Below are 26,414 nucleotides of genomic sequence, written 5' to 3' on the forward strand. Positions count from 1 at the left end.
ATAAGAATAAAAATAACTTATAACAGAGTTTATGAAAGGAAGTCTTTATAAGTGAAATATTTTAGAAAAGGTAAATTAAAAAGTAATCAGCCATTTAAGATAAGTAAGTCTTTTTTAATAATTGCAATAATTGTTACATTCCTAATTACTAGTAGTGGATTTTTATTCATAGGAAATTATTTAGCTACTAAGGGAATATTACTAATAAATACATCAGCAAAAATTTCTGATGAGTTAAAACAAATTAAGGATATAGATAAGTATACAGCTTTGTTTCAAGTTAGAGATACGTTAATATCTAAATTTGATGGGGAAATTGATGATAATGTTTTATTAGAGGGTGCAATAAAAGGAATGACTTCTTCATTAAAAGATCCATATACTGTTTTTATGAATAAGGATGAATTCGATAAGTTTATGGAACAAACTACTGGAAGTTTTATGGGCATAGGAGTTCAAGTAGGAGTGAAGGATGATAAAATAACAATCATTTCTCCAATTGAAGGATCACCAGCAGTAGCAGCGGGATTACAAGCAGGTGATGTCATTCAAAAGGTTAATGATGTTGAATTGGGTGGAGATGAGCTTGACAAAGCAATATCAATGATTAGTGGAAAAGAAAAGGCAGAAGTTAAATTAAGTATTGTACGAAATGGAGGTTCTCCTTTTGATGTTAGTATTATGAGAGATGTAATAAAGGTTCAATCTGTAAAAGGAGAAATGATAGATTCTTCAATTGGATATATTCAATTAACTTCTTTTATGGATGAAAATGTTACAAAGGATTTTCAAAACAAAATTAATGAATTAAAGAATTCTGGAATGAAGAAACTAATTTTAGATTTAAGAGGAAATCCAGGAGGGTTACTTTCAGAAGCAGTTGGAGTGGCATCTCAATTTATACCAGAAGGAAAGACAATAACTTATACTATAGATAAATATGATAATAAAGCTGAGTCACCATCAATTGGAGGTATTGCGCAAGGACTTCCGTTAGTATTACTTGTAGATGGAGGAAGTGCTAGTGCTTCAGAAGTTGTTACAGGAGCATTAAGGGATTATAAAGTAGCAACTATTGTAGGTACTACTACATTTGGAAAAGGAATAGTTCAACAACCAATTAAATTTAATAATGGTATAGGAGGACTTAAAGTAACTATTTCAAAATACTATACACCAAACGGAGAAAATATTCATAAAAAAGGAATATTACCAGATTATGAAGTAAAAATACCAAAAGAATTAACTCAAGAAGTGTATAGTAAAGATAAAGATCCGCAGTTTAATAAGGCTTTAGAAATCATAAAAGAAGAGATGAACCAGGGGGATTAATAATGGAGTTACTATTATATACGTTAAGAGCTGTATCAGGTGCGATAGTTGAGCCAGCTTTAATGTTTACATTAATTCTTTTAGGTATAATTCTATATGTGAAAAATAGAAAATTAGTAATGATGCAAAGAATGATTCTAGGGGAAAGTGTTAACTCAACCCTAGAACTTACATTATCACAAATAGTTTTAGGTATTTTGGCAGGTACTATAGTAAGTGTAATACTTAGTAGTTTAGGAATAATGTTTGGTCAAAATTCAGGAATAATATATTTATTTGGTATTTCAATAATACTAATGTTTGTAAAACCAAGATTTATATGTTTTTCTTATTCAGGAGCTATATTGGGAGCTATAAGTATCTGTACTACTTTATTAAGTGGTTTTATACCAGAAATAAAAGAAAATATGATTTTTAATATAGATATACTATATCTTATGACATTTATAGGTGTATTACATATTGTTGAAGGAATTTTAGTTATGATAGATGGGGATAGAGGAGCTATTCCCGTTTTTACCAATAAAGGTGGAAAAATATTAGGTGGATTTGCACTTAATAGATATTGGGTTTTATCAGTAGCTATATTAATATCGGTATTAACGAATAATGAAGCAATTAATTACATAACTACATCTATACAAACTCCTAACGGATGGCCTTTTATTAAAGGTTCATCAGGAATCAATATCTTAGCGTTAGCATCAATATCTATAATGCCACTTTATGCAGTAATAGGATATTCGACAGTTACGTTTACTAAAGGAAAAAGAGAAAAAGCTTTATCTTCAGGAAAATATATTTTGTGTTATGGAATTATTTTAACTTTAATTTCTCAAATAGCTAAGTTTGGTATTTTTGCAGAAGTATTAGTAATAGCATTTGCACCATTTGGCCATGAAATGATGATTAAAATTCAAAGAGATAAGGAAGATAAATTGCAACCGAAATTCGTTAGTGATGAAGATGGATTAGTAATATTAGAAGTGGTTCCTAAATCAATAGCATATGATTTAGGATTAAGAGCAGGAAATAAAGTTATTTCAATAAATGATAAAATTATTAACTCAGAAGCTGAGATGTATGTGATTTTAAAAGAGAGTTTGTATAATGCAAATTTGAAAATTGAAGATTCAACAGGAATAATAAAGGAATTAAAAGTAAAAACTAATAAAGGGAAGAGATTGGGAATGATTTTAGTACCTAGAATGGTTGAAGAAAAAGATAAGGTTATGATTAAAGATAATAAATTTTCTGAGGTACTAAATAAGTTGAAAAGTTCAGATGAAGAAGAAACCAATGAAACAAATCATAATAAAAAGAACTTATAGAATATATTTTGAGACAAAAATATTTTAGGCACATGAAAGAAAATAATAGACCAGTATGACGCAAAATAGACATGCATACTGGTCTATTATTTTTTTGAATGTGCCTTACTATAAAAAGGGATAGAATTTTACATTCTATCTTTTTTAGTTTAAGGTGCTATTTTAAAATTACGCTTTGTTTTAAAATTATCATAAACAACAAATAAATATAATTCTTTACTTTACATAAAATACAATATGAGTTTTTGTCTTACTATTTTATTTTTAATGTATTATTGACTTAATTTATAATGAAAAGTAAAATATAAATACAGTATATACGAATACTTGTTCGTAAAAGATATTGAGGTGTTATATATGGGAGAATTTAAAATACATTCAGAATTTAAACCTACGGGAGATCAACCAGAAGCAATTAATAAATTGGTCAAATCTATAGAAAAGAATAATAGAGCTCAAACATTACTAGGAGTAACTGGTTCAGGAAAAACATTTACTATGGCAAATATAATAGAAAAGCTTCAAAGGCCTACAATAATTTTAGCTCATAATAAAACATTAGCTGCTCAATTATGTTCAGAATTTAAGGAGTTTTTTCCTGATAATATAGTTGAATATTTTGTATCTTATTATGATTATTATCAACCTGAAGCATATGTACCTCAAACAGATACGTTTATTGAGAAAGATGCTTCTATAAATGATGAAATAGATAAATTAAGGCATTCAGCTACTTCAGCTCTTTTTGAGAGAAGAGATGTAATTATTGTGGCATCTGTCTCCTGTATATATGGGCTTGGTAATCCAGATGAATATAGAAAATTAACAATAAGCTTAAGAAAAGGTATGGAAAAAGAACGAGATGAAATTATTAAAAGGCTTATAGAGATTCAATATGAGAGAAATGATATAGATTTTTCTAGAGGAACTTTTAGAGTAAGGGGAGATTTATTAGATATTATTCCATCTTCAACATCAAGTAAGGGAATTAGAATCGAGTTTTTTGGAGATGAAATTGATAGAATAAGGGAGTTTGATGTATTAACTGGAACTATACTTGCAGAAAGAAATCATGTTTCTATATTTCCTGCATCTCACTTTGCAACATCAAGAGAAACAGTAGAAAAATCTATGGTGCAAATAGAAGATGAGTTAGAAGATAGATTAAGAGAACTTAATTCTCAAGATAAGCTTTTAGAAGCACAAAGGCTTAGACAAAGAACTAATTTTGATATAGAAATGATAAAGGAAATGGGATATTGTAGTGGAATAGAAAATTATTCAAGAATATTAGATGGAAGAGATCCAGGAACTCCGCCTAAAACCTTATTAGATTATTTTCCAGAAGATTTATTGATGTTCATAGATGAAAGCCATGTTACATTACCACAAGTTAGAGCAATGTATGCTGGTGATAGATCAAGGAAAAATACTTTAGTAGATTATGGTTTTAGACTTCCATGTGCTTATGATAATAGGCCTTTAAAATTCGAAGAGTTCGAGAAGAAAATTAAGCAAGTTGTTTTTGTAAGCGCAACACCAGCTGCTTATGAAATAGATAATTCAAAAGAAATTGCTGAACAGGTTATAAGACCAACAGGACTTTTAGATCCTGAAATTATAATTAAGCCTGTTAAAGGGCAAATAGATGATTTATATGAACAGATTAAAAAAACTTCAGAAAAAGGATTTAGAGTATTAATAACAACTTTAACAAAGAGAATGTCAGAGGATTTAACTAAGTATTTACTTGAATTAGGCATTAAAGCTACATACATGCATTCAGACATTGATACAATTGAAAGAATGAATATTATTAGAGATTTAAGACTAGGAGAGTATGATGTTTTAGTTGGAATAAATCTTTTAAGAGAAGGTTTGGATATACCAGAAGTTGCTTTAGTTGCAATTTTAGATGCGGATAAAGAAGGATTTTTAAGGTCAGAAACATCATTAATTCAAACAATAGGAAGAGCCGCAAGAAATTCAGAGAGTAAAGTTATAATGTATGCAGATAATATTACTAAGTCAATGAATAAAGCAATAAGTGAGACTGAAAGAAGAAGAAACATACAAATGCAGTATAACGAAGAACATGGTATAACTCCAACAACTATAACTAAAGCAATAAGAGATGTTATTCAAGCGACTAAGGTGGCAGAAGAAGTAGAAGAATATAAAATTGGAAAAAATAAAAAGATTACTAAGAAAGAAAAAGATAAACTAATAAAGGATTATACAGAAGAAATGATGTTAGCAGCAAAGAATCTACAATTTGAGAGAGCTGCAGAATTAAGAGATATTATAGAAAATTTAAAACTTAAAAAGTAATAAGGCATAATGACTTATTATGTTTTTGAATATGACTAAATAAAAGTAAGCATTTAGAAAAGAGGGGTATTATGAATGACAAAATAATAATTAAGGGTGCAAAAGTTAATAATTTAAAGAATATAAGTTTAGAAATACCTAGAGATAAATTAATTGTATTTACTGGATTGTCAGGATCTGGAAAATCTTCTTTAGCTTTTGATACTTTATATGCAGAAGGACAAAGGAGATATGTAGAATCATTATCTTCTTATGCAAGACAGTTTTTAGGACAAATGGATAAGCCTGATGTAGAGTACATAGAAGGATTGTCACCTGCAATATCAATTGATCAAAAGACAACAAGCAAAAACCCAAGGTCAACAGTTGGAACTATAACAGAAATATATGATTATTTAAGATTATTATATGCTAGGGTTGGAATACCTCATTGTCCTAAATGTGGTAAGAAAATTGCTCAACAGTCTGTGGATCAAATAGTGGATAAAATAATTGCTTATGGGGATAAAACTAAAATTCAAATATTAGCACCTGTAGTTCGAGGAAGAAAAGGAACTCATGAAAAGATATTAGAAAATATAAAAAAGAATGGCTTTATTAGAGCTAGAATTGATGGAGAAATTTATGATTTAACGGAAGAAGAGGTTAAGTTAGAAAAAACTCAAAAGCATAATATAGAGGCTGTTATAGATAGAATTATTATAAAAGAAGATATTGAAGGAAGACTTACGGATTCAATAGAAGCAGGATTAAAGCTTAGTGAAGGTTTGATAATAGCCAACATTATCGGGGGAGAGGATACGTTATTCAGTCAAAATTTTTCTTGCCCGGATTGTGGAATAAGCTTAGACGAACTTGCACCTAGGTTGTTTTCATTTAATTCACCATTTGGTAAATGTGATTATTGTGATGGACTAGGTAAATTATTTGAGATTGATGAGAAACTAGTTGTTCCTAATAATGATTTAAGCATTATGGAGGGTGCAGTAGCTAGTTGGGGTGCTGGAAGATTAAAAGAAGAATCATGGACATATGCAATTCTAAAAGCAATAGAAAAAGAATATGGTTTAAATTTAAATACTCCAATAAAAGATTTAACTAAAGAAGAATTGGATTTAATATTGTATGGTACTAATGGTAAGAAGCTTAAGGTAACATATACAAAAGAAGGTGTAAAAGCAACTTATAATTATGCTTTTGAAGGAGAAATAAATGCATTAAAAAGAAGATATAAAGAAACCAATTCTGATTACATAAAAGGTGAAGTAGAACAGTACATGAGTGATAATTTCTGTCCTAAATGTAAGGGAGCAAGATTGAGAAAAGAAGCTTTAGCTGTTAAAGTTGGAAGCAAAAACATATATGAATTTGCTACAATGCCAATAAATGAAGAATTAGAATTTTTAAATGGCATAGAATTTTCAGAAAAGAATAAAATAATTAGTGAACAAATTATAAAAGAAATTAGAAATAGATTACAATTTTTGCTTGATGTAGGATTAAATTATTTAAATCTATCAAGAAATTCAGGAACTTTGTCTGGTGGAGAATCTCAAAGAATTAGGTTGGCAACTCAAATAGGATCTTCATTAATGGGAGTTTTATATATTTTAGATGAACCTAGTATAGGACTTCATCAAAGGGATAATGATAGATTGATAAAAACATTAAAAAATTTAAGAGATGTAGGAAATACAGTTATTGTAGTGGAACATGATGAAGATACGATTAAAGAAGCTGATTGTATTGTTGACATTGGACCTAGAGCAGGAGAACATGGTGGAGAAGTTGTAGCAATTGGTTCACTTGAAGATATTAAAGCTTGCGAGGAGTCAATTACAGGTCAATATTTAACAGGAAAGAAGTTTGTTGAAAAACCTAAAGAAAGAAGAAAAGGTAATGGAAAACAAATAACTGTTTTAGGAGCAAAAGAGAATAATTTAAAAAACATTAATATATCAGTTCCACTAGAAACATTAACAATAGTTACAGGGGTATCAGGCTCTGGAAAAAGTACATTAGTAAATGAGATAATTTATAAGGGGTTAAATAAGATAATAAATAAAAGTAAAAATCCTGTGGGAAAATACAAAGAGATAAAAGGGTATGAAAATATAGATAAGATAATTGATATTGATCAAAGTCCAATAGGTAGGACACCACGTTCTAATCCAGCTACTTATACAGGAACATTTGACATAATAAGAGAATTATTTTCTCAAACTTCTGAGGCTAAAATGAGAGGATATAAACAAGGAAGATTCAGCTTTAATGTTAAAGGTGGAAGATGTGAAGCTTGTTCTGGAGATGGAATAATAAAAATAGAAATGCAATTTTTATCTGATGTCTATGTACCATGTGAAGTGTGCAAAGGAAAAAGATATAATAGAGAAACACTAGAAGTTAAATACAAAGGAAAGAATATAGATAACATCTTAAATATGACCGTAGAAGAAGCATTAACATTTTTTGAAAATATACCAAGAATTAAAAATAAGTTAACAACATTAAATGATGTAGGATTAGGATATATCAGATTAGGTCAACCTTCTACTCAATTATCTGGAGGAGAAGCGCAAAGAATAAAATTAGCTACTGAACTTTCCAAAAGAAGCACAGGAAAAACTTTATATATTTTAGATGAACCTACAACAGGACTTCATGTGGATGATGTTAATAGGCTTATTCAAATATTACAAAGGTTAGTTGATGCCGGTAACACTGTAGTTGTAATTGAACATAATTTAGATATGATAAAATGTGCAGATTATTTAATAGATTTAGGACCAGAAGGTGGAGATAAAGGAGGAACTATTATTAAAACAGGAACTCCTGAAGAAATTTGTAAAGTTGATGAATCTTATACAGGTCAATACTTAAAGAATTTATTATAATAAGGCATACTGACTTGTTATCTTTTTGAATATGCCTAAATGAGAAAATAAATAATTTAGCAATTGGTGAATATTATGAAGTTAAAAAGTGTTTGTTATAATAAAGTAATAGTTTTATAATGTCATAATTACTCTTTTTGTTGTATAATCATTATTATGATATAGGAAATATATATTGAGGTGAAGTTATGGATTTTTCAAAAATATCTGCGGGAATATTTGGAATAATATTTATTGTAGTTTTATATGTTATAATTTATTACGCTTTAAGGATAATGTATAAAGATATTAAAAGTGGAGGCAGAAGAAAAAGACCTGCGCCTTCAAGAGGAAATTTTGGTTTAGAAATATTCGAATCAGGTAAGAACACTGATTTGAAAGAAGGTTCTGTTATTCCCGTTAGGACAGACATTACTATTGGTAGGAAAGAAGATAATTCAATTATACTATCTGACCAACATGTTTCAGGAAATCATGCTAAGGTTGCTGTAAGAAATGCTGGCTTGGTAATAGAAGATTTAAATAGTACAAATGGAACTTATGTTAATGGAACTAGGATAAGGGGTAGACTTAAGTTATCTAATAAGGATGAAATAAGAATAGGAACTTCTATCTTTAAAGTTTTAAGCTAAAGATATTGGCAGATGAGGTGAAATCATGAGGACAAAAAATGGTGATAGTAAGTTAATGTTATTAACTTATTTATTATGTATGGCACTTTTTGTTAATTTAGCTATATTAAAAGATCCTATAGATAAAGGTGCAATATATATGGGATTAATGATATGTATTTTAATTACTGTAGCTAAAGTTTTAATGAAAAAATTTTATCCTAATGGGGATAGATTTTTATTTATATTTTCGTGTATATTGGCAGTTATAGGTATAGCTGTATTATATAGATTAGACACTAGTGTTGCAGTTAAACAATTAATTTGGGTAACAGCAGGTATTATAATTTATATGGTTATTATTTTATCTATACCAGATATCCGTGAGTTTGGTAAATATAAGTGGATATTTATGGGCGCAACTCTAGTTTTAATGCCATTGGCTTTAGCATTTGGTTCAAAAGTAAATGGATCTACCAACTGGATACTTATTGGTGGAACAGGGTTTCAACCATCAGAATTTGGAAAGATAGCATTGGTATTGTATCTTGCCACAGCGCTTCAAAATTATGAAGATAAAAATAATGTTATAGAGGATTTCAAACAACTTTGGGAACCTGCTTTGGTAGTTATGTTTTCAATAGGATGTATGGTTCTTCAAAAAGATTTAGGATCAGCTTTAATATTTTTTGGAATAGCAGTTACAATGCTTTATGTTGGAACAGGAAAAAAGAAATATGTAATAATAAGTTTAGTTTTATTTTTAGCAGGTGCTTTTATTGCTTATAAGTTATTTGGCCATGTAAGAGAAAGAGTACAAATTTGGAGAGATCCTTGGAGTGATACAACTGGTCAAGGTTATCAAATAGTAGAAGGAATGTATGCTATTTCATCTGGAGGTCTTTTTGGAAGTGGATTAGGAAAGGGATATCCAGGTTTTGTTCCAGTTAATACTTCGGATTTTATATTTTCAGTAATTTGTGAGGAACTTGGAATAATCATTGGACTTGGAGTTATGATTATATACTTCTTAATGTTTTATAGAGGAATGAGATCAGCATTTATTATTAAAGATAGATTTTCTCAATTAAATACAGTAGGGTTTAGTGCTATGATAGCTTGTCAAGTTCTCGTAATCATTGGTGGAGTATTTGCAGTAATACCATTAACAGGTATTACTTTACCTCTAATTAGTTATGGAGGTTCATCAGTTATAACTATGTTCTTTTCACTTGCAATACTTCAAAAGATATCAGAGGAGGACTAAGCAATGAAGGATATTTCAGATAGTGTAAAAAAGGTAATGATAGTTTTCCTATTTTGTTTTGTAGCTCTTATATCGTATATTGCTTATTTCCAAGTGTTTAAAGCACCAGGCATTGCAGAGCAACAAGGAAATAAGAGATTATGGGCTGAACAAAATAAAGTATTAAGAGGAACTATATATGATAGAAATCAAAATGCTTTAACTAAGAGTGAAAGGAAAGATGCTCTTACACAAAAAAGAGAGTATGTTTATGGAGATTTATATACTCATGTTTTAGGATATGTAGATCCAGTATATAAAAATGCTGGTCTTGAAGCTACATATGCTAAAGAATTAACAACCAACAGTTCTAGTAGCAATGATTTATTAAGCTTAATTAAAGACTTTAGTTTTGATAAATTTAAAGATATGTTTGATAATAGGAAACAAGAGGAAAACAAGGTTGGAAATAGTATAATAACTACATTAGATGCAAAGATTCAAAAGACAGCATATGATGCTCTTGGTAATAATAAAGGTGCAGTAGTTGTATTAAACCCTCAAACTGGAGAAGTATTAGCAATGGTATCTAAACCAACATATAATCCTAATGATTTAGAAGCTGCTATGAAAGCAGCTAATTCTGGAAGTGCAGATAATACTCCGTTAATAAACAGGGCAACAGCGGGATTATATCCACCAGGGTCAACATTTAAGACTGTTACTCTTACAAGTTCTTTAGAAAATATATCAGGAATTACAACTAGAACATTTCAAGATGATGGTAAACTTGTATTTAATGCTAAACAATCTTTAAGCAACTCTGGTGGAGCAGCTTATGGATCATTAAATTTAAAAGACGCATTTAAAGTTTCTAGTAATGTTGTTTTTGGTGGATTAGCTATGGAACTTGGAAATGATAAATTAAAACAAACAGCAGAAAAGTTTGGTTTTAATAATACAATAGAAGCTAATGGATTTACAATACAAAAAAGTCAATTTCCTACGCTTAAGAGTGGGGAAGTTGGTAGTATAGCACAAACAGGAATTGGTCAAAGTAGTATTTTAGCTACACCAATGCAAATGGCATTAGTAACTAGTACAATTGCAAATAATGGAGTAATGATGGAGCCAAAACTTGTTAACAAAGTAATTGATAAAGATGGTAAAACTGTTAAAACAATAGGTACAAAGACTATAAAGCAAGTTATGCCTTCAAGTGATGCAGCAACAATAAAAGACTATATGAAAAACTTAGTTGATTCTAAGCTTAATAGTTCATGGGGATTTTTCCAAGGAACTGATACTTGTGGAAAAACAGGTACAGCAGATTATAAGCTTGCTAATGGTCAGGATGCTACCCCACATTCATGGTTTATAGGATTTGCTCCTCAAAATAATCCACAAGTAGCAGTAGCAGTTATAGTGGAAAATGGAGGCTATGGAGCTGTTGCAGCAGCTCAAGTAGCAGGTAGAGTAATTCAAACTTCTTTGTCTAAATAGAGGGTTTGGAGGTGAATAAAATTTTTGATTTTAAAAACCAATTAAAAATTTTGCCAGAAAAGCCGGGGGTGTATTTAATGAAAAACGCCCTTGGTGAAGTTATATATGTAGGTAAAGCTAAGGTGTTAAAAAATAGGGTTAGACAATACTTTCAAAGCTCAAAAAATCATTCTGAAAAAGTTAGAGCTATGGTTAAAAACATTTCAGAATTTGAATACATAGTTACAGATTCTGAAATGGAAGCTTTGATTTTAGAATGTAACTTAATTAAGAAGTATAGTCCAAGATATAATATTCTTTTAAAAGATGATAAATTTTATCCATTTATAAAAATAACAGTAAATGAAGATTTTCCTAAAGTTTTTATAACTAGAAAATATGCTAAAGATGGTAATAAATATTTTGGACCATATACAAATGTAGGTGCTGTGCATGAAACAATAAATTTAATAAAAAAAATATTTCCTATAAGAACCTGCAAAAAATCTATAGTTGATTGCGGAGAACCAACAAGACCTTGCTTAAATTATCACATTAAAAGATGTAATGCACCTTGTGCTGGACATATTTCTATGAATGAATACAGAAATATGATAAATGAAGTTATGGATCTTTTAAGTGGGAAAGATAGAAGTATTGTTAGTAAATTAAAAAGTGAAATGGAAACAGTTTCAAGTAATTTAGAGTTTGAAAAAGCAGCTTTATTAAGAGATAAAATAATGGCTATAGATAATATAGTTGAAAAACAAAAAATCTTTAAATCTCAAGAAGGTGATGAAGATTTTATAAATTTATATAAAGATGAAAAAGATTGCTGTGTTCAAGTATTTTTTCTAAGAGATGGAAAAGTAACTGGAAGAGAACACTTTATAATTGAGAATAGTACATATCAAGAAGATTCAAGTATCTTATCACAGTTTATGATTTCATTTTATGGCGGAACTCCAAAAGTTCCTAAAAATATTTACCTCCCACAAACAGAAGATTCTGAAGTATTAGAAGAATTTTTAATGATAAAAAGGGGATCAAGGGTTTCGGTTAAAGTTCCAGTCAAAGGTAATAAAAAAGATATGTTAGAACTAGTTAAAAGTAATGCAAAAGTTACCTTAGAACAATTTAAAGATAAAATACTAAGAGATAAAGAAATAAATAGATTTTGCCTAGAAGAAATAAAAGAACTTTTAGAACTTCATGAAATGCCTATTAGAATAGAAGCATATGATATCTCTAATATACAAGGAGTTGATTCAGTTGGATCAATGATTGTATTTGAAGATGGTAAGGCAAAAAATAATGATTATAGGCGATTTAGTATAAAATCAGTAAAAAATGGAAACGAATATGATAGCATGAGAGAAATATTAGAACGAAGATTTCTTCATGGATTAGATGAGATAAAACAAATACAGGATAGAAATCTTAAATTTTCTAATGGGAAGTTTTCGAATTTTCCAGATTTAATTATGATGGATGGTGGAAAAGGGCAGGTTAATATAGCTAAGGATGTGTTAAATAAACTAGATATACAGATACCAGTATGTGGATTGGTGAAGGATAATTATCATGCAACAAGGGGTATAATATATAATAATGAAGAAATTATTATTAATAGAAGTTCTAATCTTATGCAATTAATAAGAAGAATTCAAGATGAAGTTCACAGATTTGCAATAACATATCATAGAACCTTAAGAGATAAAAAAACTTTACATTCTATATTAGAAGATATACCGAATGTTGGTCAAAAAAGAAGAAGGTCATTATTAATCAAGTTTGGTAGTATTGAAAATATAAAAAAAGCGACGTTTACAGAACTTTTAGATACAGAATCAATAGATAATAAGACTGCAAATAGTATTTTAGCTTATTTTAAAAAACATGAACAAAACACATAAATTATGCTATAATAATACGGAATAAAATAATTACTTGTTTTAAACAACTAAGTAATTTATACTATTTAAATAAGTCATTTGGAAAATCAATGACTAAATTAATATCAGTATTTGAGGAGTTTTAGCATGAGTCAATATGAAAACTATAAGAGCTTGTTTGGTAATTTATACCAAGATACACAAATACAGCTAAGTGCAAAAATGAGTGAACATACACATTTTAAGGTTGGAGGACCAGTAGATATACTTTTGACTCCAAATACTAAGCAACAAATAGCAGAAAGTATAAAAATATGTAAATCTAATAATATCCCTTTCTATGTTATAGGGAATGGATCAAATATTTTAGTTAAAGATTCAGGAATTAGAGGCGTTGTTATAAAATTATGTGAACTTAATATTATAGAAAGAAAGCAAAACATTATTAAAGCACAATGTGGAGCATTGCTTAAAGATCTTTCAGAAGAAGCTTTAGGTGCATCATTAACAGGATTTGAATTTGCATGTGGTATTCCAGGAAGCGTAGGCGGTGCAGTGTTTATGAATGCAGGTGCTTATGATGGAGAAATATCTTATGTGATTCAAGAAGCAGAAGTTATTGATGATAATGGAAATATTATTGTTTTAACAAAGGATGAATTACAACTAGGATATAGAACTTCTTTAGTGATGCAAAAAGGATATGTAGTAATAAGTGCTACTTTTTGCCTTCAAGATGGAGAAAAGGAAAAAGTTAAAAACAGAGTTTTTGAATTAACTAAAAGAAGAGAAGAAAGACAACCGTTAGAATTTCCTTCAGCAGGTAGTACTTTTAAAAGACCAGAAGGGTATTTTGCAGGAAAGTTAATTCAAGATGCTGGATTAAAAGGATTTACTATTGGAGGAGCTGCTGTTTCAGAAAAGCATTCAGGTTTTGTTATTAACAAAGGTAATGCAAGTGCAAAGGATATTTTAGCAGTAATAAAGCATGTTCAAGAGGAAGTAAAAAAACAATTTGGAGTAGAATTGCATCCAGAAGTAAGAATTTTAGGAGAAGATTAATTTAGGTATTTAGGCATATGACACAAAATAGACTAGCATACTGATTTGCTATTTTTTTGAATATGTCTTATAAAAAAAATAATGCCTTATAAATATGAAAAACTCAAAAGCTTAAACTTTTGAGTTTTTTGTTTTTAAAATTTAAATGTAACATTAATATGGTATAATTTAAAAAAGATATTTCATTTAATGATGAGATTAAGAAGGCATTAATTATAAAGAAATTCAATATTAAATTTTAATTACTTAATTGTGCATAAAGTTCAATTTTCATAGAATTTATAATAATTAAATTAAAAATATAATTGTCAGGAATTTAGGCACATTAAAAAAATAATAGACCAGTATGCGTCGTATATTTTGTTTCGTGTGCCTAAGCGTATTTGACTAAATAAGGAGGCTTTGTAGTATGAGATTTGTTATAGTAACAGGATTATCAGGAGCAGGAAAAACACAAGCTACTAGGAGTTTGGAAGATTTGGGATATTTTTGTGTGGATAATCTTCCACCTAAGTTAATTTCTAAATTTGCAGAGTTGTGTTCTCAAAGTGTAGGACATATAGAAAAAGTAGCATTGGTTATTGATATAAGAGGAGGAGTATTCTTTGATGACTTATTTGAAACATTAAACTATTTAAAAGAAAATGAATTTAAATATGAAATTTTATTTTTAGATGCAACAGATGAGGTTCTTATTAAAAGGTTTAAGGAATCTAGAAGAAGTCATCCATTATCACCAGATGGTAGAGTTTTAAATGGAATCATTCAAGAAAGAAGTAGATTAAGAGAAGTTAAAGATAGAGCAGATATAATAATTGATACATCAAAATATGCAATAAGAGATTTAAGAGAAAATATAAATGAAAATTATGGAGATAACCTTTGTGTTGAAAAGCAATTATCAATTACAGTATTAAGCTTTGGATTTAAATATGGAATACCAGTAGATTCAGATTTAGTATTTGATGTTAGATTCATACCAAATCCATTCTATATTCCAGAATTAAAACAATACTCTGGAAATGACAAAGCTGTAAAAGATTATGTTTTAAAACAAGAAGAAACTAGTACTTTCATAGATAAGTTACAAGATATGTTAAAATATTTAATCCCAAATTATATTAAAGAAGGAAAAAGGCAACTTATAATTTCAATAGGGTGTACAGGTGGAAGACATCGCTCAGTAGCAATTGCTAATGAAGTATATACTAGATTAAATAAAGATAATTATAAAGCTAAGATAGAACATAGAGATGTAGGAGAAGATCTTCATAGAGGAGAAAAGAAGCTATGAAGATTCATGATTGGATCAAACCAGGAATAAAAGTTAAGCGATGGCTAGTATTTGGAGTATTCGGTATATTATTAATAGCTTTTGGATTTACAGAGCTTGTAACACATAGGGTTTATGATTTGTACTATAAAATATTTTATATATTTTTAAATATTACAGGGTTATTTGTTTTATATATATCAATTACAGAAAGCATGAAATCTATAATTGCATTGGTAAATAGAGGATATATTAAAGTATCATTTGATAGTAAAAAGATCGAAAGCTTCATTGAGGAGAAAAGGTTACTTGTAAAAGGACCTAAAATTGTAGTAATTGGTGGAGGTACAGGTCTTTCAACAATGCTTAGAGGATTAAAGTATTATACTTCAAATATTACAGCGATAGTAACAGTTGCTGATGATGGTGGTGGATCTGGAGACTTAAGAGAAGACTTAGGAATGTTAGCTCCAGGAGATATAAGAAACTGCATTTTAGCATTAGCAGATACTGAACCTATAATGGAAAATTTACTTCAATATAGATTTACAGATGGTAGATTAAAGAATCAAAGTTTTGGGAATTTATTTTTAGCAGCTATGGATGGAATATCAGATAATTTTGAAGAAGCGGTTCAAAAAATGAGTTCAGTATTAGCTGTTACTGGAAAAGTTGTACCAGTAACATTAGATAATATGGCATTAGAGGCAACACTTGAAAATGGAAGTGTTATTCGAGGAGAATCTCAAATTCCAGAAGAGGTAATAAAACAAAATTCTAAGATTGAAAATTTAAAAATTATCCCAGAAGATGCAAAGGCATTAAAGGAAGCAATAGAGGCACTAAAAGAAGCTGATGCAATAGTAATGGGACCAGGTAGTCTTTATACTAGTATAACACCAAATTTATTAGTAAAAGATATAGCAAAAGAAATAAGAAAAAGCAGTGCACTTAAAATTTATATTTCAAATATAATGACTCAGCCAGGAGAAACAACAGGGTTTAAAGTGTCAGATCATTTAAAAGTATTACTAAAATATGGTGGTAAAGAGATAGTTAATTATGTTATTGCAAATACAGGAGAGATACCAGATGATTTAAAAGAAAAATATCACTTAGAAGATGCAGAACTAGTTAATCTAGATGAAGAAAGTATTGATAGTCTAGGTATTGAAATAGTTGGAGATAACTTAGTTAAAATAAAAAATGGTCTTATAAAACATGATGCAGATAAATTGGCACAAGTTTTAGTTGATACAATAATGGAAAAGAAACTTTTATATGATAAAAAGAAGATTATAGAATACATGTATTTATCTCAACGTATTAAAAAGAGAGTAAGAGACGAAAAAATTAAGTCATTACAAAAAAAATAATGAAAAAAGATTAAAGATATGAAATTTAAATAAATTTATAGATAAGGGGAAATAAAATGTCATTTTCATCTAAAGTTAAAGGCGAGATATGCAGATATGTGGATATTTCTAAGGAAGAGGCATTAGCAGAAATATCAGCTATAATGAAGGTTAGTGGTACAATAGCTTTTAGTGGAAGTGGTTTAAGCTTTAAGATGACCACAGAAAATCCTGCAAGCGCAAGATTAATATTTACTATTTTAAAAGAGCATTTCAATATTCATTCAAAATTAATGGTTAAGAAAAGTAATTCTTTAAAGAAGAATAACATTTATCTGGTAGTAATTTCAGAAGAAATGGGTGTTAGAGATTTATTAAGTAAAACAGGAATACTGAAAGAAATTGATGGCATAATGAATCTAGATTATAGAATAAATACTGATATGATTAAAGAAGAAGCTGAAAGAAGAGCATATGTAAGAGGAGCATTTATTGGTGGTGGGAGTATAAGTAATCCAGAGAGAACATATCATTTAGAATTTGTAACTCATAGTGAAGAATATGCAATGGATTTACGAGATCTTATAAATACGTTTAGCTTGAATTCTAAGGTTATTCAAAGAAAAAGTAGCTTTATAATTTATATAAAAGAAGGAGAACAAATTGTAGATTTGCTTAATATACTAGGAGCTCATACTTCATTATTAGAACTTGAGAATATAAGGATAATGAAGGAAATGAGAAATAATGTAAATAGACTTGTTAATTGTGAAACAGCTAACCTTTCAAAAACTGTTAATGCAGCGGTAAGACAAGTTGAAAGCATAAGATTAATACAAAATCAAATAGGTCTTCAAAGATTACCTAAAAATCTTAGAGAAGTTGCAGAGTTAAGATTAAATTATCCTGATGAGTCTTTAAAAGAATTAGGAGAAATGTTAGAACCACCAGTAGGGAAATCAGGGATAAATCATAGATTAAGAAAAATAGAAAAGATAGCAGATGAATTAAGAACAGGGAATTAAGGGGACTTTTTATGAAATATGATATTTTAAACTAATATTTTAGTATAAACAGAATTGAAATAGGAAACTTTTTGACTTTCAATTAAGAGTTATAATACTAAAATAGAAACATTATACTAAAATATATTCTAATTTAAAGAGAGGGAGATGGAATTATGTTTACACACATAGTATTTTTTAAACTTAAGGAGCCAACAAAGGAAAATTTAAAATTTGTAGAACAAACTTTATTGAGTATGGATGGTAATATAGAGGGATTAAAAGAACTAGAAGTGGGAATAGATGTAATAAGAAAGGAGAGAAGTTTTGATGTTGGAATTATAGCAAGATTTGATTCAAAGGAAAATTGTCTTGCATATGATGTAAATGAATTTCATGTAGAAAAGGTTAAAAAAGTTGTAGGACCATATTTAGAATGTACTAAATCTTTAGATTTCTAAATTAAGGTTATTTGAAAAAATTTTAAAAGTAGGATATAAGATATAATCACATATTATTAACACATATGTTAGAGGTCATAAAAATCCTATGGATAATTTATAGAATTATGTTTTTAATATTATAAGAATTTTTATCACTATTCTTATAATATTTGAATTTATAGAGTTTTAAAAACTAGAATGGTTGATAAAACTTAGAATTGGAGAGCTTTTTAATTGACAATATACAATGAACAATTGAAAAAAGCTCCCAAATTGTTCACTGTTCATTGTTAATTGTTCATTTAGGCGTGGCGTAACCACTGTGTTCTGATTAGATTAGGGGGTGAGACATATTGAACAAAAAGGAATTTTGCCATCTTCATCTGCATACAGAATATAGTTTGTTAGATGGTTCAGGTAAAGTAGGAAAACTCATGGCTGCTGCAAAAAACATGGGTATGAATAGTATGGCTATTACAGATCATGGGGTTTTATATGGACTTGTAAGTTTTTATAAGGCAGCTTTAGAAAATGGAATAAAGCCAATACTAGGATGTGAAGTTTATGTTGCATCTAAGTCTATGAAAATTAAACAACCAGATAAAGAAAATTCAACTCATCATTTAGTTTTATTAGTTAAAAATGAAATTGGATATAAAAATTTAATGAAGATTGTCTCAGCAGCATCAATAGAAGGATTTTATTATAAACCTAGAGTTGATCATGAATATTTAAGAGAACATAGTGATGGGTTAATTGCATTAAGTGCTTGTCTTGGTGGGGAGATTCAATCTTATCACCTTAATGGTAATTATGAAAAAGCTAAAGATGTTGCGTTATTATATAAGGATATATTTAAGGATGGTTTTTATTTAGAAATACAAAATCATGGTATGGATGAGCAAAGAAAAGTAAATGAAGAAAACATAAGGTTATCAAAAGAAACAGGAATTCCATTAGTTGCTACTAATGATGTTCATTATATAAAAAAAGAAGATTCTAAATCTCATGATATTTTAATGTGCATTCAAACAGCAAAGACAGTAGATGATGCTAATAGAAGAAGATATCCTTCTGATCAGTTTTACTTAAAATCCCCAGAAGAAATGTGGGATATGTTCTCGTACATACCAGAAGCCTTAGAGAATACTGTAAAAATAGCAGAAGAATGCAACTATGAATATGAGTTTCATAAATCTAAGTTACCAAGATTTCCTTTAGAAGAAGATCAAGACCCATATGAGTATCTTAGAGATACTTGCTACAAAGGATTGATAGACAAATATGATGAATTTAAAGAATTAAGAGATAAATGTTTAGATTATAACAAGCTTCATGAGTTAAATGATTCGGATGAAAATGTAAAGAATCATATAGATAGATTGGAGTACGAACTTCAAATTATAAAACAAATGGGATATGTTGATTATTTTTTAATTGTTTGGGATTTTATTAGATTTTCAAATGAAAATGGAATACCAACAGGTCCAGGAAGAGGATCAGCTGCTGGCTCAATAGTTGCTTTTACTTTAGGTATTACAAAAATAGATCCTATAAAATATAATTTACTTTTTGAACGTTTTTTAAATCCAGAAAGAGTTTCTATGCCCGATATAGATAGTGATTTTTGCTATGAACGAAGACAAGAAGTAATTGATTATGTTGTAGAAAAGTATGGTGCAGATAATGTTTCTCAAATAATAACATTTGGAACAATGGCAGCTAGAGCATGCATAAGAGATGTAGGTAGAGCGATGAACTATACCTATGGAGAGGTAGATAAGATATCTAAGATGATACCTACTATGCTTGGAATTACTATAGAAAAGGCATTGCAACTTAACCCAGAGCTTAAAGCAACTTATGATAGTGATGATAGAGTAAAAGCTTTAATAGATATGTCTAAAGATTTAGAAGGACTTCCAAGGCATTCATCAACTCATGCAGCTGGTGTAGTTATTGCATCAAATCCTTTGGTTGAATATGTACCACTTCAAAAGAATGATGAAATGATAGTAACACAGTTTGGAATGGGTACATTAGAAGAACTTGGTTTGCTTAAGATGGACTTTTTAGGGCTTAGAACATTAACTGTTATGAATGATGCAATTGGAATGATAAAAGAAAATAGAGGAGTTACAATAGACCTAGATAAAATAGACTTTGATGATAAGGAAGTTTATAAGATGATAGGTGAAGGAAAGACTGCGGGGGTATTTCAATTAGAATCTCCAGGAATGGTATCTTTCATGAAGGAATTAAAGCCAGATTCTTTAGAAGATGTTATTGCAGGAATTTCTTTATATAGACCAGGCCCTATGGCAGAAATACCTAAGTACATAAAAGGAAAGAAAAATCCTGAGGGAGTTACTTATTTAACAAAAGAATTAGAACCAATATTAAAAGTAACTTATGGATGTTTGGTATATCAAGAGCAAGTAATGCAAACTGTTAGGGACTTAGCTGGATATTCTATGGGTAGAAGTGATTTAGTTAGAAGAGCTATGTCAAAGAAAAAGCATAAAGTTATGGAAGAAGAGAGAATTAACTTTATTCATGGAATTGAAGAAAATGGAGAAGTAATAGTTCCAGGTTGTATAAGAAATGGAATAAGTGAAGATGCTGCAAATAAAATTTTTGATTCAATGATGGATTTTGCATCATATGCATTTAATAAATCTCATGCTGCAGCATATGCAGTTGTGGGATATCAAACAGCTTATTTGATGAAATACTACCCAGTAGAAATGATTGCAGCAATGCTTAACTCAATTATGGGAACTAGTGAAAAGGTAGCACATTATATTTCAAAAGCAGAAGAACTAGGAATACAAGTACTTCCACCAGATATAAATGAGAGTTTTTCAAAATTTGCAGTTAAAGGTAATACTATTAGATTTGGATTAGCTGCTATAAAGAATGTAGGAGTTAACTTAATAAATAGTGTGGTAAACTCAAGAGAAACAAAGGGAAAATTTGAATCTTTAGTAGATTTTATAAATAAAATTGACTTATCAGCAATTAATAAACGTGCAACAGAAAGTTTAATAAAAGCTGGAGCCTTAGATAGTTTCAAAGTTTATAGATCAAAGCTTTTATCTGTATACGAAAAAATGATGGATAATGTTTCAAGTGATAGAAAGAGAAATATTGATGGTCAAATAAGTCTTTTTGGGGCAGAAGAGTTAAAAGCACCAGAAGTAAGTTATCCTAATATAAATGAATTTGATAAAAGAAGTCTTTTAGCAATGGAAAAAGAAATGACAGGATTATATATATCAGGTCATCCTTTAGATGATTATGCTCAAAGTCTTAAATTTCAAACTTCAAATCAAATAGGCAAAATATTTTCACTTCATGAAAGTTTAGATGATGATCTAGAACTTGATATTCAAGATGATGTTTTAATTAATAAAGAAGCAGGTATTCAAGATAATGATAGAGTGATTTTAGGTGGAATTTTAGCACAGGTAGATAAAAAAGTTACTAGAAATAATACAATTATGGCGTTCTTAAAATTAGAAGATTTATCAGGAACGATAGAAGTAATAGTCTTTCCTAAAACATTAGATAAAGTTAGGGATGTATGTAAAGAAGATAGCTTGGTTATAATTAAAGGTAGAATAAGTTTGAAAGATGAGGAATTACCTAAATTAATATGTGAAAGCATAGAACCTTTAGAAAAAGTGAACACTTCAAAAATATATTTAAAAGTAGAGGATACTATTAAAGCTAGAGAACTTAATAATCAACTTAAAGAATTAGTTAAGGAGTATCAAGGAGATACACCAATTTATATTTTTGCAGCACAACAAAGACAACAGTTTAGAGTTCCAAGAGATAGATGGGTATCTATGGATACAGACATAATGCAAATATTAAGAAATCATTTAGGAGATGAAAATGTAAAGATAGTAGATTTATAGTTTTTCTATTATTAATATGTATCATTTTGTAACCATTAATAATGTATATGATAAATGAAAAATATTACAATAATTAAAATTATAAAAATATTGTAACTTTATATGATTTTAACGTTTGTTGGTTATAATATAAGTATATATTATTTTAATATTTTTCATTATATTATTGATATATATAAATCATCAATTAAATACATATATAAATTTTTACTCAAAATAATAGATTAACTAGAAATTTGTCTAAAACACTACTAAAGATTTTATGAATTTTCATGATATTGATAGAGGAATATCAAAACTTATCTAAATATGATTGATAAATACTTAAAATTTATGTACAATTATTATTGGTTAATAAGATATGGATAAATTATGCACAGGTGGGACAGTGGGTGTCCTAACTGGCGTTTGAGGAGGAATATATTATGAAAAAAATAGCTATTTTAACAAGTGGTGGAGATGCACCAGGAATGAACGCTGCTATAAGAGCAGTAGTAAGAACTGCAATTTACAGTGGACTTGAAGTTATGGGAGTTCAAAGAGGATATAGTGGATTACTTAATGGAGAATTATTCGCAATGGATAAAACTTCAGTATCAGATATAATTCAAAGAGGTGGAACAATCTTAAGAACAGCTAGATGTCCAGAATTTAAGAAAGAAGAAGTTAGACAAAGAGCTGCTAAAATATTAAAAGCTTATGGAGTAGATGCTTTAGTAGTTATAGGTGGAGACGGATCTTTCATGGGGGCAAAACTATTATCAAAGCTTGGAATTAAGACTATAGGTTTACCAGGAACAATAGATAATGATTTAGCTTATACTGATTTTACAATAGGATTTGATACAGCATTAAATACTGTTGTAGATGCAATAAATAAAATTAGAGATACTTCAACTTCACATGAAAGAGTTTCAATCATAGAAGTTATGGGTAGAGATTGTGGAGATATAGCTTTACATGCTGGTATATCAGGTGGAGCAGAATCAATAATAGTTCCTGAAATGAAAGATTTTGATAAAGATGCACTTTGCAGAACTATTTTAGATGGAAAAAATCATGGTAAAATGCATAATCTTATAATTCTTTCTGAAGGAATTGGCGGAGCATTTGAATTAGCAAAGTATGTTGAAGAATTAACAGGAATAGAAACAAGAGCAACAGTATTAGGTCACATTCAAAGAGGTGGAAGTCCATCAGCTTCTGATAGAGTTTTAGCATCAAGATTGGGAGCAAAAGCAGTAGAAGTACTATTAAGTGGAGAAACTTCAAAAGTAATAGGAATTAGAGATAATAAGATCATAGATCAAGATATAGATGAAGCTCTAGCAATGGAAAGCAAATTTGATGAAGACCTATATAGAGTAGCAGAAATATTATCACGTTAATAAATTTTATTTATATAAAGTTTTTATAATATATTAATTAAAAAATATAGAGGAGTGTTATTTGCATGAGAAAGACAAAAATGATTTGTACAATTGGACCAGCAAGTGAAGATAAAGAAATATTATCAAAGGTTATTGAAGCAGGAATGAATGCTTCAAGACATAATTTTTCACACGGAGATCATGAAGAACATCGTGGAAGAATTGAAAAAGTTAAAGAATTATCTAAGAAATATAATAAAGAAATAGCTATAATTCTTGATACTAAGGGACCAGAAATAAGAACTGGAAAATTTGAACCAAACAAACTTGAATTAGTTAAAGGTACAGAATTTACAGTATATGCAGGAGATATGTCAGTAGTTGGAGACGCTACAAAGTGTGCAGTTACTTATGAAGGATTAGCTAATGATGTTAAACCAGGAAACACAATCTTAATAGATGACGGTTTAGTAGGATTAACAGTTAAATCAGTAAAAGGAAACGCAGTTATCTGTGAAGTTCAAAATACTGGATTAGTTGGAACTCATAAAGGAGTTAACGTACCAGGAGTTTCAATCCAATTACCAGCTCTTACAGAAAAAGATAAATCAGATTTAATATTTGGTTGTAAAATGGGAGTTACTATGATAGCAGCTTCATTCGTAAGAAAAGCAGCAGACGTAGTAGCTATAAGAAAAGTTCTTGATGAAAATGGTGGAGAAAATATCTTAATCTGCCCTAAGATCGAAAACCAAGAAGGTGTTGATAACATAGATTCAATCTTAGAAATCTCAGATGCTATAATGGTAGCTAGAGGAGATCTAGGTGTTGAAATTCCAATAGAAAGAGTGCCTGCAGTTCAAAAGATGATCATTCAAAAATGTAATGCTGCTGGAAAGCCAGTTGTTACAGCAACTCAAATGTTAGACTCAATGATCAGAAATCCAAGACCAACAAGAGCAGAAGTTTCAGACGTAGCTAATGCAATCTTAGATGGTACAGATGCTATAATGCTATCAGGAGAAAGCGCTAACGGAACTTATCCTGTAGAAGCAGTTAGAACTATGGCTACAATTGCAGAAGAAACTGAAAAACAATTAGTTACTAAAGTTGCAGTTTCAAGTGCTAAATCTCACACACCTGCTATGTCAGGAGTTATTTCAAGAGCAGCTTGTAATGCAGCTAATGAATTAGACGCAGCTGCTATAATATCATCAACTCAAAGTGGTGCTACTGCTAAGAGAATTTCTCAATGTAGACCAGAATGCCCAATTATAGCTGTTACTCCAGATTCAGTAGTTGCTAAACAATTAGCATTCTCATGGGGAGTATATCCAATAGTTGCAGATAAGATGACATCAACTGATGAAATGATGGCAAAATCAGTTGAAATAGCAACAGAACATAAGTATGTTAAAAAAGGTGATACAGTTGTTATCGCTGCTGGAGTTCCAGTTGATAAAATTGGAACAACTAACTTATTAAAAGTAAGCGTAGTAGGCGAATAATAAAATATATATTATAATAAAAAACTCCCGATTTAATCGGGAGTTTTTTTATTGTGTTAATTTAGGCATCTTTAAATAAATAGTAACAGGTTTCTTTGTATTATACTGCGTCAGCAAATGCAATTAATAAGACAGTATTAACTGAATCTACTTTCTTGTCTAGTTCAAAAATCCTGAGAATTTTTTACTAATTATTTAATTTACAAATAATTTACAAATAAAATATATTATGTTAACATATTATGTATATTATTTATTATATTGAGCAATAATGATAATAAGGGATTAATTGGCAACTGATTCTGTATTTGCACCCGCAAGGGTGCTATTTTTTTGAAATTTTATAATATCTATATAGTGTTAGGCACATGAAAGAAAGTAATAGATAAGCATACTGGTCTATTACTTTTTTTGAATGTGCCTTAGACAAGAATAATTAGTTTTTTATTACTATTAAGAATAATTTTACTTATATGGAGCAAACTAATTAATATATTTCAAAGAAAATAGAAAGAGTGATAATTATGACTAAATTAAACTGTAGCGCTAGAAACTGTGCAAATAATCAACAAGGAATGTGTGGAGCTGGATATATTATGATTGAAGGTGCAGAAGCACAAAGTAGTTTACAAACTTATTGTTCAAATTATAGAGAAGGTTCATCAACATATGAAGCACAATCAATGGCTGGTAATGGATATATGGCTAGTTTAATGCAAGCATTTTCATCTATTGATAATGTAGGAATGAATCCAGATGTTAATTGTCATGCTACTAACTGTTTCTATAATTTAAATGGCAAATGTGAGGCAAGAAATGTAAGTATTTTAATGGATTCATCTCAAGGAGAATTAAACGCTAAATGCCAAACTTTTGTTAGATAATATAATAATGCACATTCAAAAAATAACAAATCAGTATGTTGGGCACATGAAAGAAAATAATAGACCAAAGGGGCATCGTATATTTAGGGTCAGACAAGGAGGTAATTTTTGTTAATAGCCATCTATTAGCTGAATTTGCCGACGTAGTATGACGCAAAATTGGTCTATTATTTTTTTGAATTTGCCTTAGTTTATGTTGTAACATATTTTGTTGATAAGTTTGAGGAATACATAAGTTACGATCAAATCTTACTTCATTGGTATACTACAAAATATAACCTACATATTGCTCTGTTATTTTATTTTACATGACTAAATAAAGATTAAATTATTAATTATTCTATTATATCAAAGTTATAAATATGATATACTTTATAGAAGTTATGATAAAAAAAGGCTCTGTTTTAATATAGCGTTGATATTGTTACATTTTTGTTCAGTTGGCATTAGAATTGCACTTTTAGAAC

At 29.2% G+C, this 26,414-nt stretch carries 17 protein-coding genes; all 17 read left to right on the plus strand.

Going from position 1 to position 26,414, the window contains the following annotated elements; genetic code table 11:
• Positions 1 to 51 precede the first annotated feature (51 nt).
• The 17 genes from BM027_RS14070 to BM027_RS14150 all read left to right on the plus strand — a co-directional run bounded on the left by BM027_RS14070 (position 52) and on the right by BM027_RS14150 (position 25,947).
• A complete protein-coding gene (locus tag BM027_RS14070; RefSeq protein ID WP_090093152.1) occupies positions 52 to 1,332 on the plus strand; it encodes a S41 family peptidase in 1,281 nt (426 codons plus the stop codon).
• Positions 1,333 to 1,334: 2 nt separating this feature from the next.
• Entirely contained in the window at positions 1,335 to 2,663 is a 1,329-nt protein-coding gene (locus BM027_RS14075) for a signal protein PDZ (protein ID WP_090093155.1), read from the plus strand.
• Between the two features lie 357 nt (positions 2,664 to 3,020).
• Positions 3,021 to 4,994 carry an excinuclease ABC subunit UvrB gene (uvrB, locus tag BM027_RS14080; RefSeq protein WP_090093158.1) on the plus strand — a complete coding sequence of 658 codons (1,974 nt, stop codon included), beginning with the start codon at positions 3,021 to 3,023 and terminating at the stop codon, positions 4,992 to 4,994.
• Between the two features lie 71 nt (positions 4,995 to 5,065).
• Positions 5,066 to 7,888: an excinuclease ABC subunit UvrA gene (gene uvrA, locus BM027_RS14085; protein ID WP_090093161.1), complete on the plus strand. Its 2,823-nt coding sequence runs from the start codon at positions 5,066 to 5,068 to the stop codon at positions 7,886 to 7,888.
• Positions 7,889 to 8,076: 188 nt separating this feature from the next.
• Positions 8,077 to 8,520: an FHA domain-containing protein gene (locus BM027_RS14090; protein ID WP_090093164.1), complete on the plus strand. Its 444-nt coding sequence runs from the start codon at positions 8,077 to 8,079 to the stop codon at positions 8,518 to 8,520.
• Between the two features lie 25 nt (positions 8,521 to 8,545).
• Positions 8,546 to 9,766, plus strand: coding sequence for an FtsW/RodA/SpoVE family cell cycle protein (locus tag BM027_RS14095; RefSeq protein WP_175559994.1), 1,221 nt, complete (start codon positions 8,546 to 8,548; stop codon positions 9,764 to 9,766).
• A gap of 3 nt (positions 9,767 to 9,769) precedes the next feature.
• Positions 9,770 to 11,248: a peptidoglycan D,D-transpeptidase FtsI family protein gene (locus BM027_RS14100; RefSeq protein WP_090093166.1), complete on the plus strand. Its 1,479-nt coding sequence runs from the start codon at positions 9,770 to 9,772 to the stop codon at positions 11,246 to 11,248.
• Between the two features lie 20 nt (positions 11,249 to 11,268).
• Entirely contained in the window at positions 11,269 to 13,143 is a 1,875-nt protein-coding gene (gene uvrC / locus BM027_RS14105; protein WP_090093211.1) for an excinuclease ABC subunit UvrC, read from the plus strand.
• A 126-nt stretch (positions 13,144 to 13,269) separates the two neighbouring features.
• Positions 13,270 to 14,184, plus strand: coding sequence for a UDP-N-acetylmuramate dehydrogenase (gene murB, locus BM027_RS14110; RefSeq protein ID WP_090093168.1), 915 nt, complete (start codon positions 13,270 to 13,272; stop codon positions 14,182 to 14,184).
• A gap of 409 nt (positions 14,185 to 14,593) precedes the next feature.
• On the plus strand, positions 14,594 to 15,478 hold the full coding sequence (rapZ, locus tag BM027_RS14115; RefSeq protein WP_090093171.1) for an RNase adapter RapZ: 885 nt from the start codon (positions 14,594 to 14,596) through the stop codon (positions 15,476 to 15,478).
• Positions 15,475 to 16,833, plus strand: a complete 1,359-nt coding sequence (locus tag BM027_RS14120) for a gluconeogenesis factor YvcK family protein (protein ID WP_090093173.1) — start codon at positions 15,475 to 15,477, stop codon at positions 16,831 to 16,833. Before rapZ ends, BM027_RS14120 begins: the two co-directional genes overlap by 4 nt.
• 56 nt (positions 16,834 to 16,889) lie before the next feature.
• Positions 16,890 to 17,837, plus strand: a complete 948-nt coding sequence (whiA, locus tag BM027_RS14125) for a DNA-binding protein WhiA (RefSeq protein ID WP_090093176.1) — start codon at positions 16,890 to 16,892, stop codon at positions 17,835 to 17,837.
• A gap of 155 nt (positions 17,838 to 17,992) precedes the next feature.
• Complete coding sequence (locus BM027_RS14130; RefSeq protein WP_090093178.1) at positions 17,993 to 18,277, plus strand: Dabb family protein; 285 nt, start codon at positions 17,993 to 17,995, stop codon at positions 18,275 to 18,277.
• Positions 18,278 to 18,612: 335 nt separating this feature from the next.
• The gene (locus BM027_RS14135; protein ID WP_175559995.1) at positions 18,613 to 22,185 is read left to right on the plus strand and encodes a DNA polymerase III subunit alpha; all 3,573 of its coding nucleotides are present in this window, start codon (positions 18,613 to 18,615) and stop codon (positions 22,183 to 22,185) included.
• A 425-nt stretch (positions 22,186 to 22,610) separates the two neighbouring features.
• Positions 22,611 to 23,573 carry a 6-phosphofructokinase gene (gene pfkA / locus BM027_RS14140; protein ID WP_090093183.1) on the plus strand — a complete coding sequence of 321 codons (963 nt, stop codon included), beginning with the start codon at positions 22,611 to 22,613 and terminating at the stop codon, positions 23,571 to 23,573.
• 65 nt (positions 23,574 to 23,638) lie between these two features.
• Entirely contained in the window at positions 23,639 to 25,063 is a 1,425-nt protein-coding gene (gene pyk, locus BM027_RS14145; protein ID WP_090093186.1) for a pyruvate kinase, read from the plus strand.
• Between the two features lie 524 nt (positions 25,064 to 25,587).
• On the plus strand, positions 25,588 to 25,947 hold the full coding sequence (locus BM027_RS14150) for a DUF1540 domain-containing protein (RefSeq protein ID WP_090093188.1): 360 nt from the start codon (positions 25,588 to 25,590) through the stop codon (positions 25,945 to 25,947).
• Positions 25,948 to 26,414: the final 467 nt, after the last annotated feature.

This window comes from Clostridium uliginosum, from assembly GCF_900112485.1.
Lineage (GTDB): Bacteria > Bacillota > Clostridia > Clostridiales > Clostridiaceae > Clostridium > Clostridium uliginosum.

Coding starts and splice junctions, on each gene's coding strand:
- uvrB (WP_090093158.1), top strand. CDS start 3,021: ATGGGAGAATTTAAAATACATTCAGAATTTAAACCTACGGGAGATCAA.
- BM027_RS14120 (WP_090093173.1), top strand. CDS start 15,475: ATGAAGATTCATGATTGGATCAAACCAGGAATAAAAGTTAAGCGATGG.
- whiA (WP_090093176.1), top strand. CDS start 16,890: ATGTCATTTTCATCTAAAGTTAAAGGCGAGATATGCAGATATGTGGAT.
- BM027_RS14100 (WP_090093166.1), top strand. CDS start 9,770: ATGAAGGATATTTCAGATAGTGTAAAAAAGGTAATGATAGTTTTCCTA.
- rapZ (WP_090093171.1), top strand. CDS start 14,594: ATGAGATTTGTTATAGTAACAGGATTATCAGGAGCAGGAAAAACACAA.
- BM027_RS14075 (WP_090093155.1), top strand. CDS start 1,335: ATGGAGTTACTATTATATACGTTAAGAGCTGTATCAGGTGCGATAGTT.
- pfkA (WP_090093183.1), top strand. CDS start 22,611: ATGAAAAAAATAGCTATTTTAACAAGTGGTGGAGATGCACCAGGAATG.
- murB (WP_090093168.1), top strand. CDS start 13,270: ATGAGTCAATATGAAAACTATAAGAGCTTGTTTGGTAATTTATACCAA.
- BM027_RS14095 (WP_175559994.1), top strand. CDS start 8,546: ATGAGGACAAAAAATGGTGATAGTAAGTTAATGTTATTAACTTATTTA.
- uvrA (WP_090093161.1), top strand. CDS start 5,066: ATGAATGACAAAATAATAATTAAGGGTGCAAAAGTTAATAATTTAAAG.
- BM027_RS14150 (WP_090093188.1), top strand. CDS start 25,588: ATGACTAAATTAAACTGTAGCGCTAGAAACTGTGCAAATAATCAACAA.
- BM027_RS14090 (WP_090093164.1), top strand. CDS start 8,077: ATGGATTTTTCAAAAATATCTGCGGGAATATTTGGAATAATATTTATT.
- BM027_RS14130 (WP_090093178.1), top strand. CDS start 17,993: ATGTTTACACACATAGTATTTTTTAAACTTAAGGAGCCAACAAAGGAA.
- pyk (WP_090093186.1), top strand. CDS start 23,639: ATGAGAAAGACAAAAATGATTTGTACAATTGGACCAGCAAGTGAAGAT.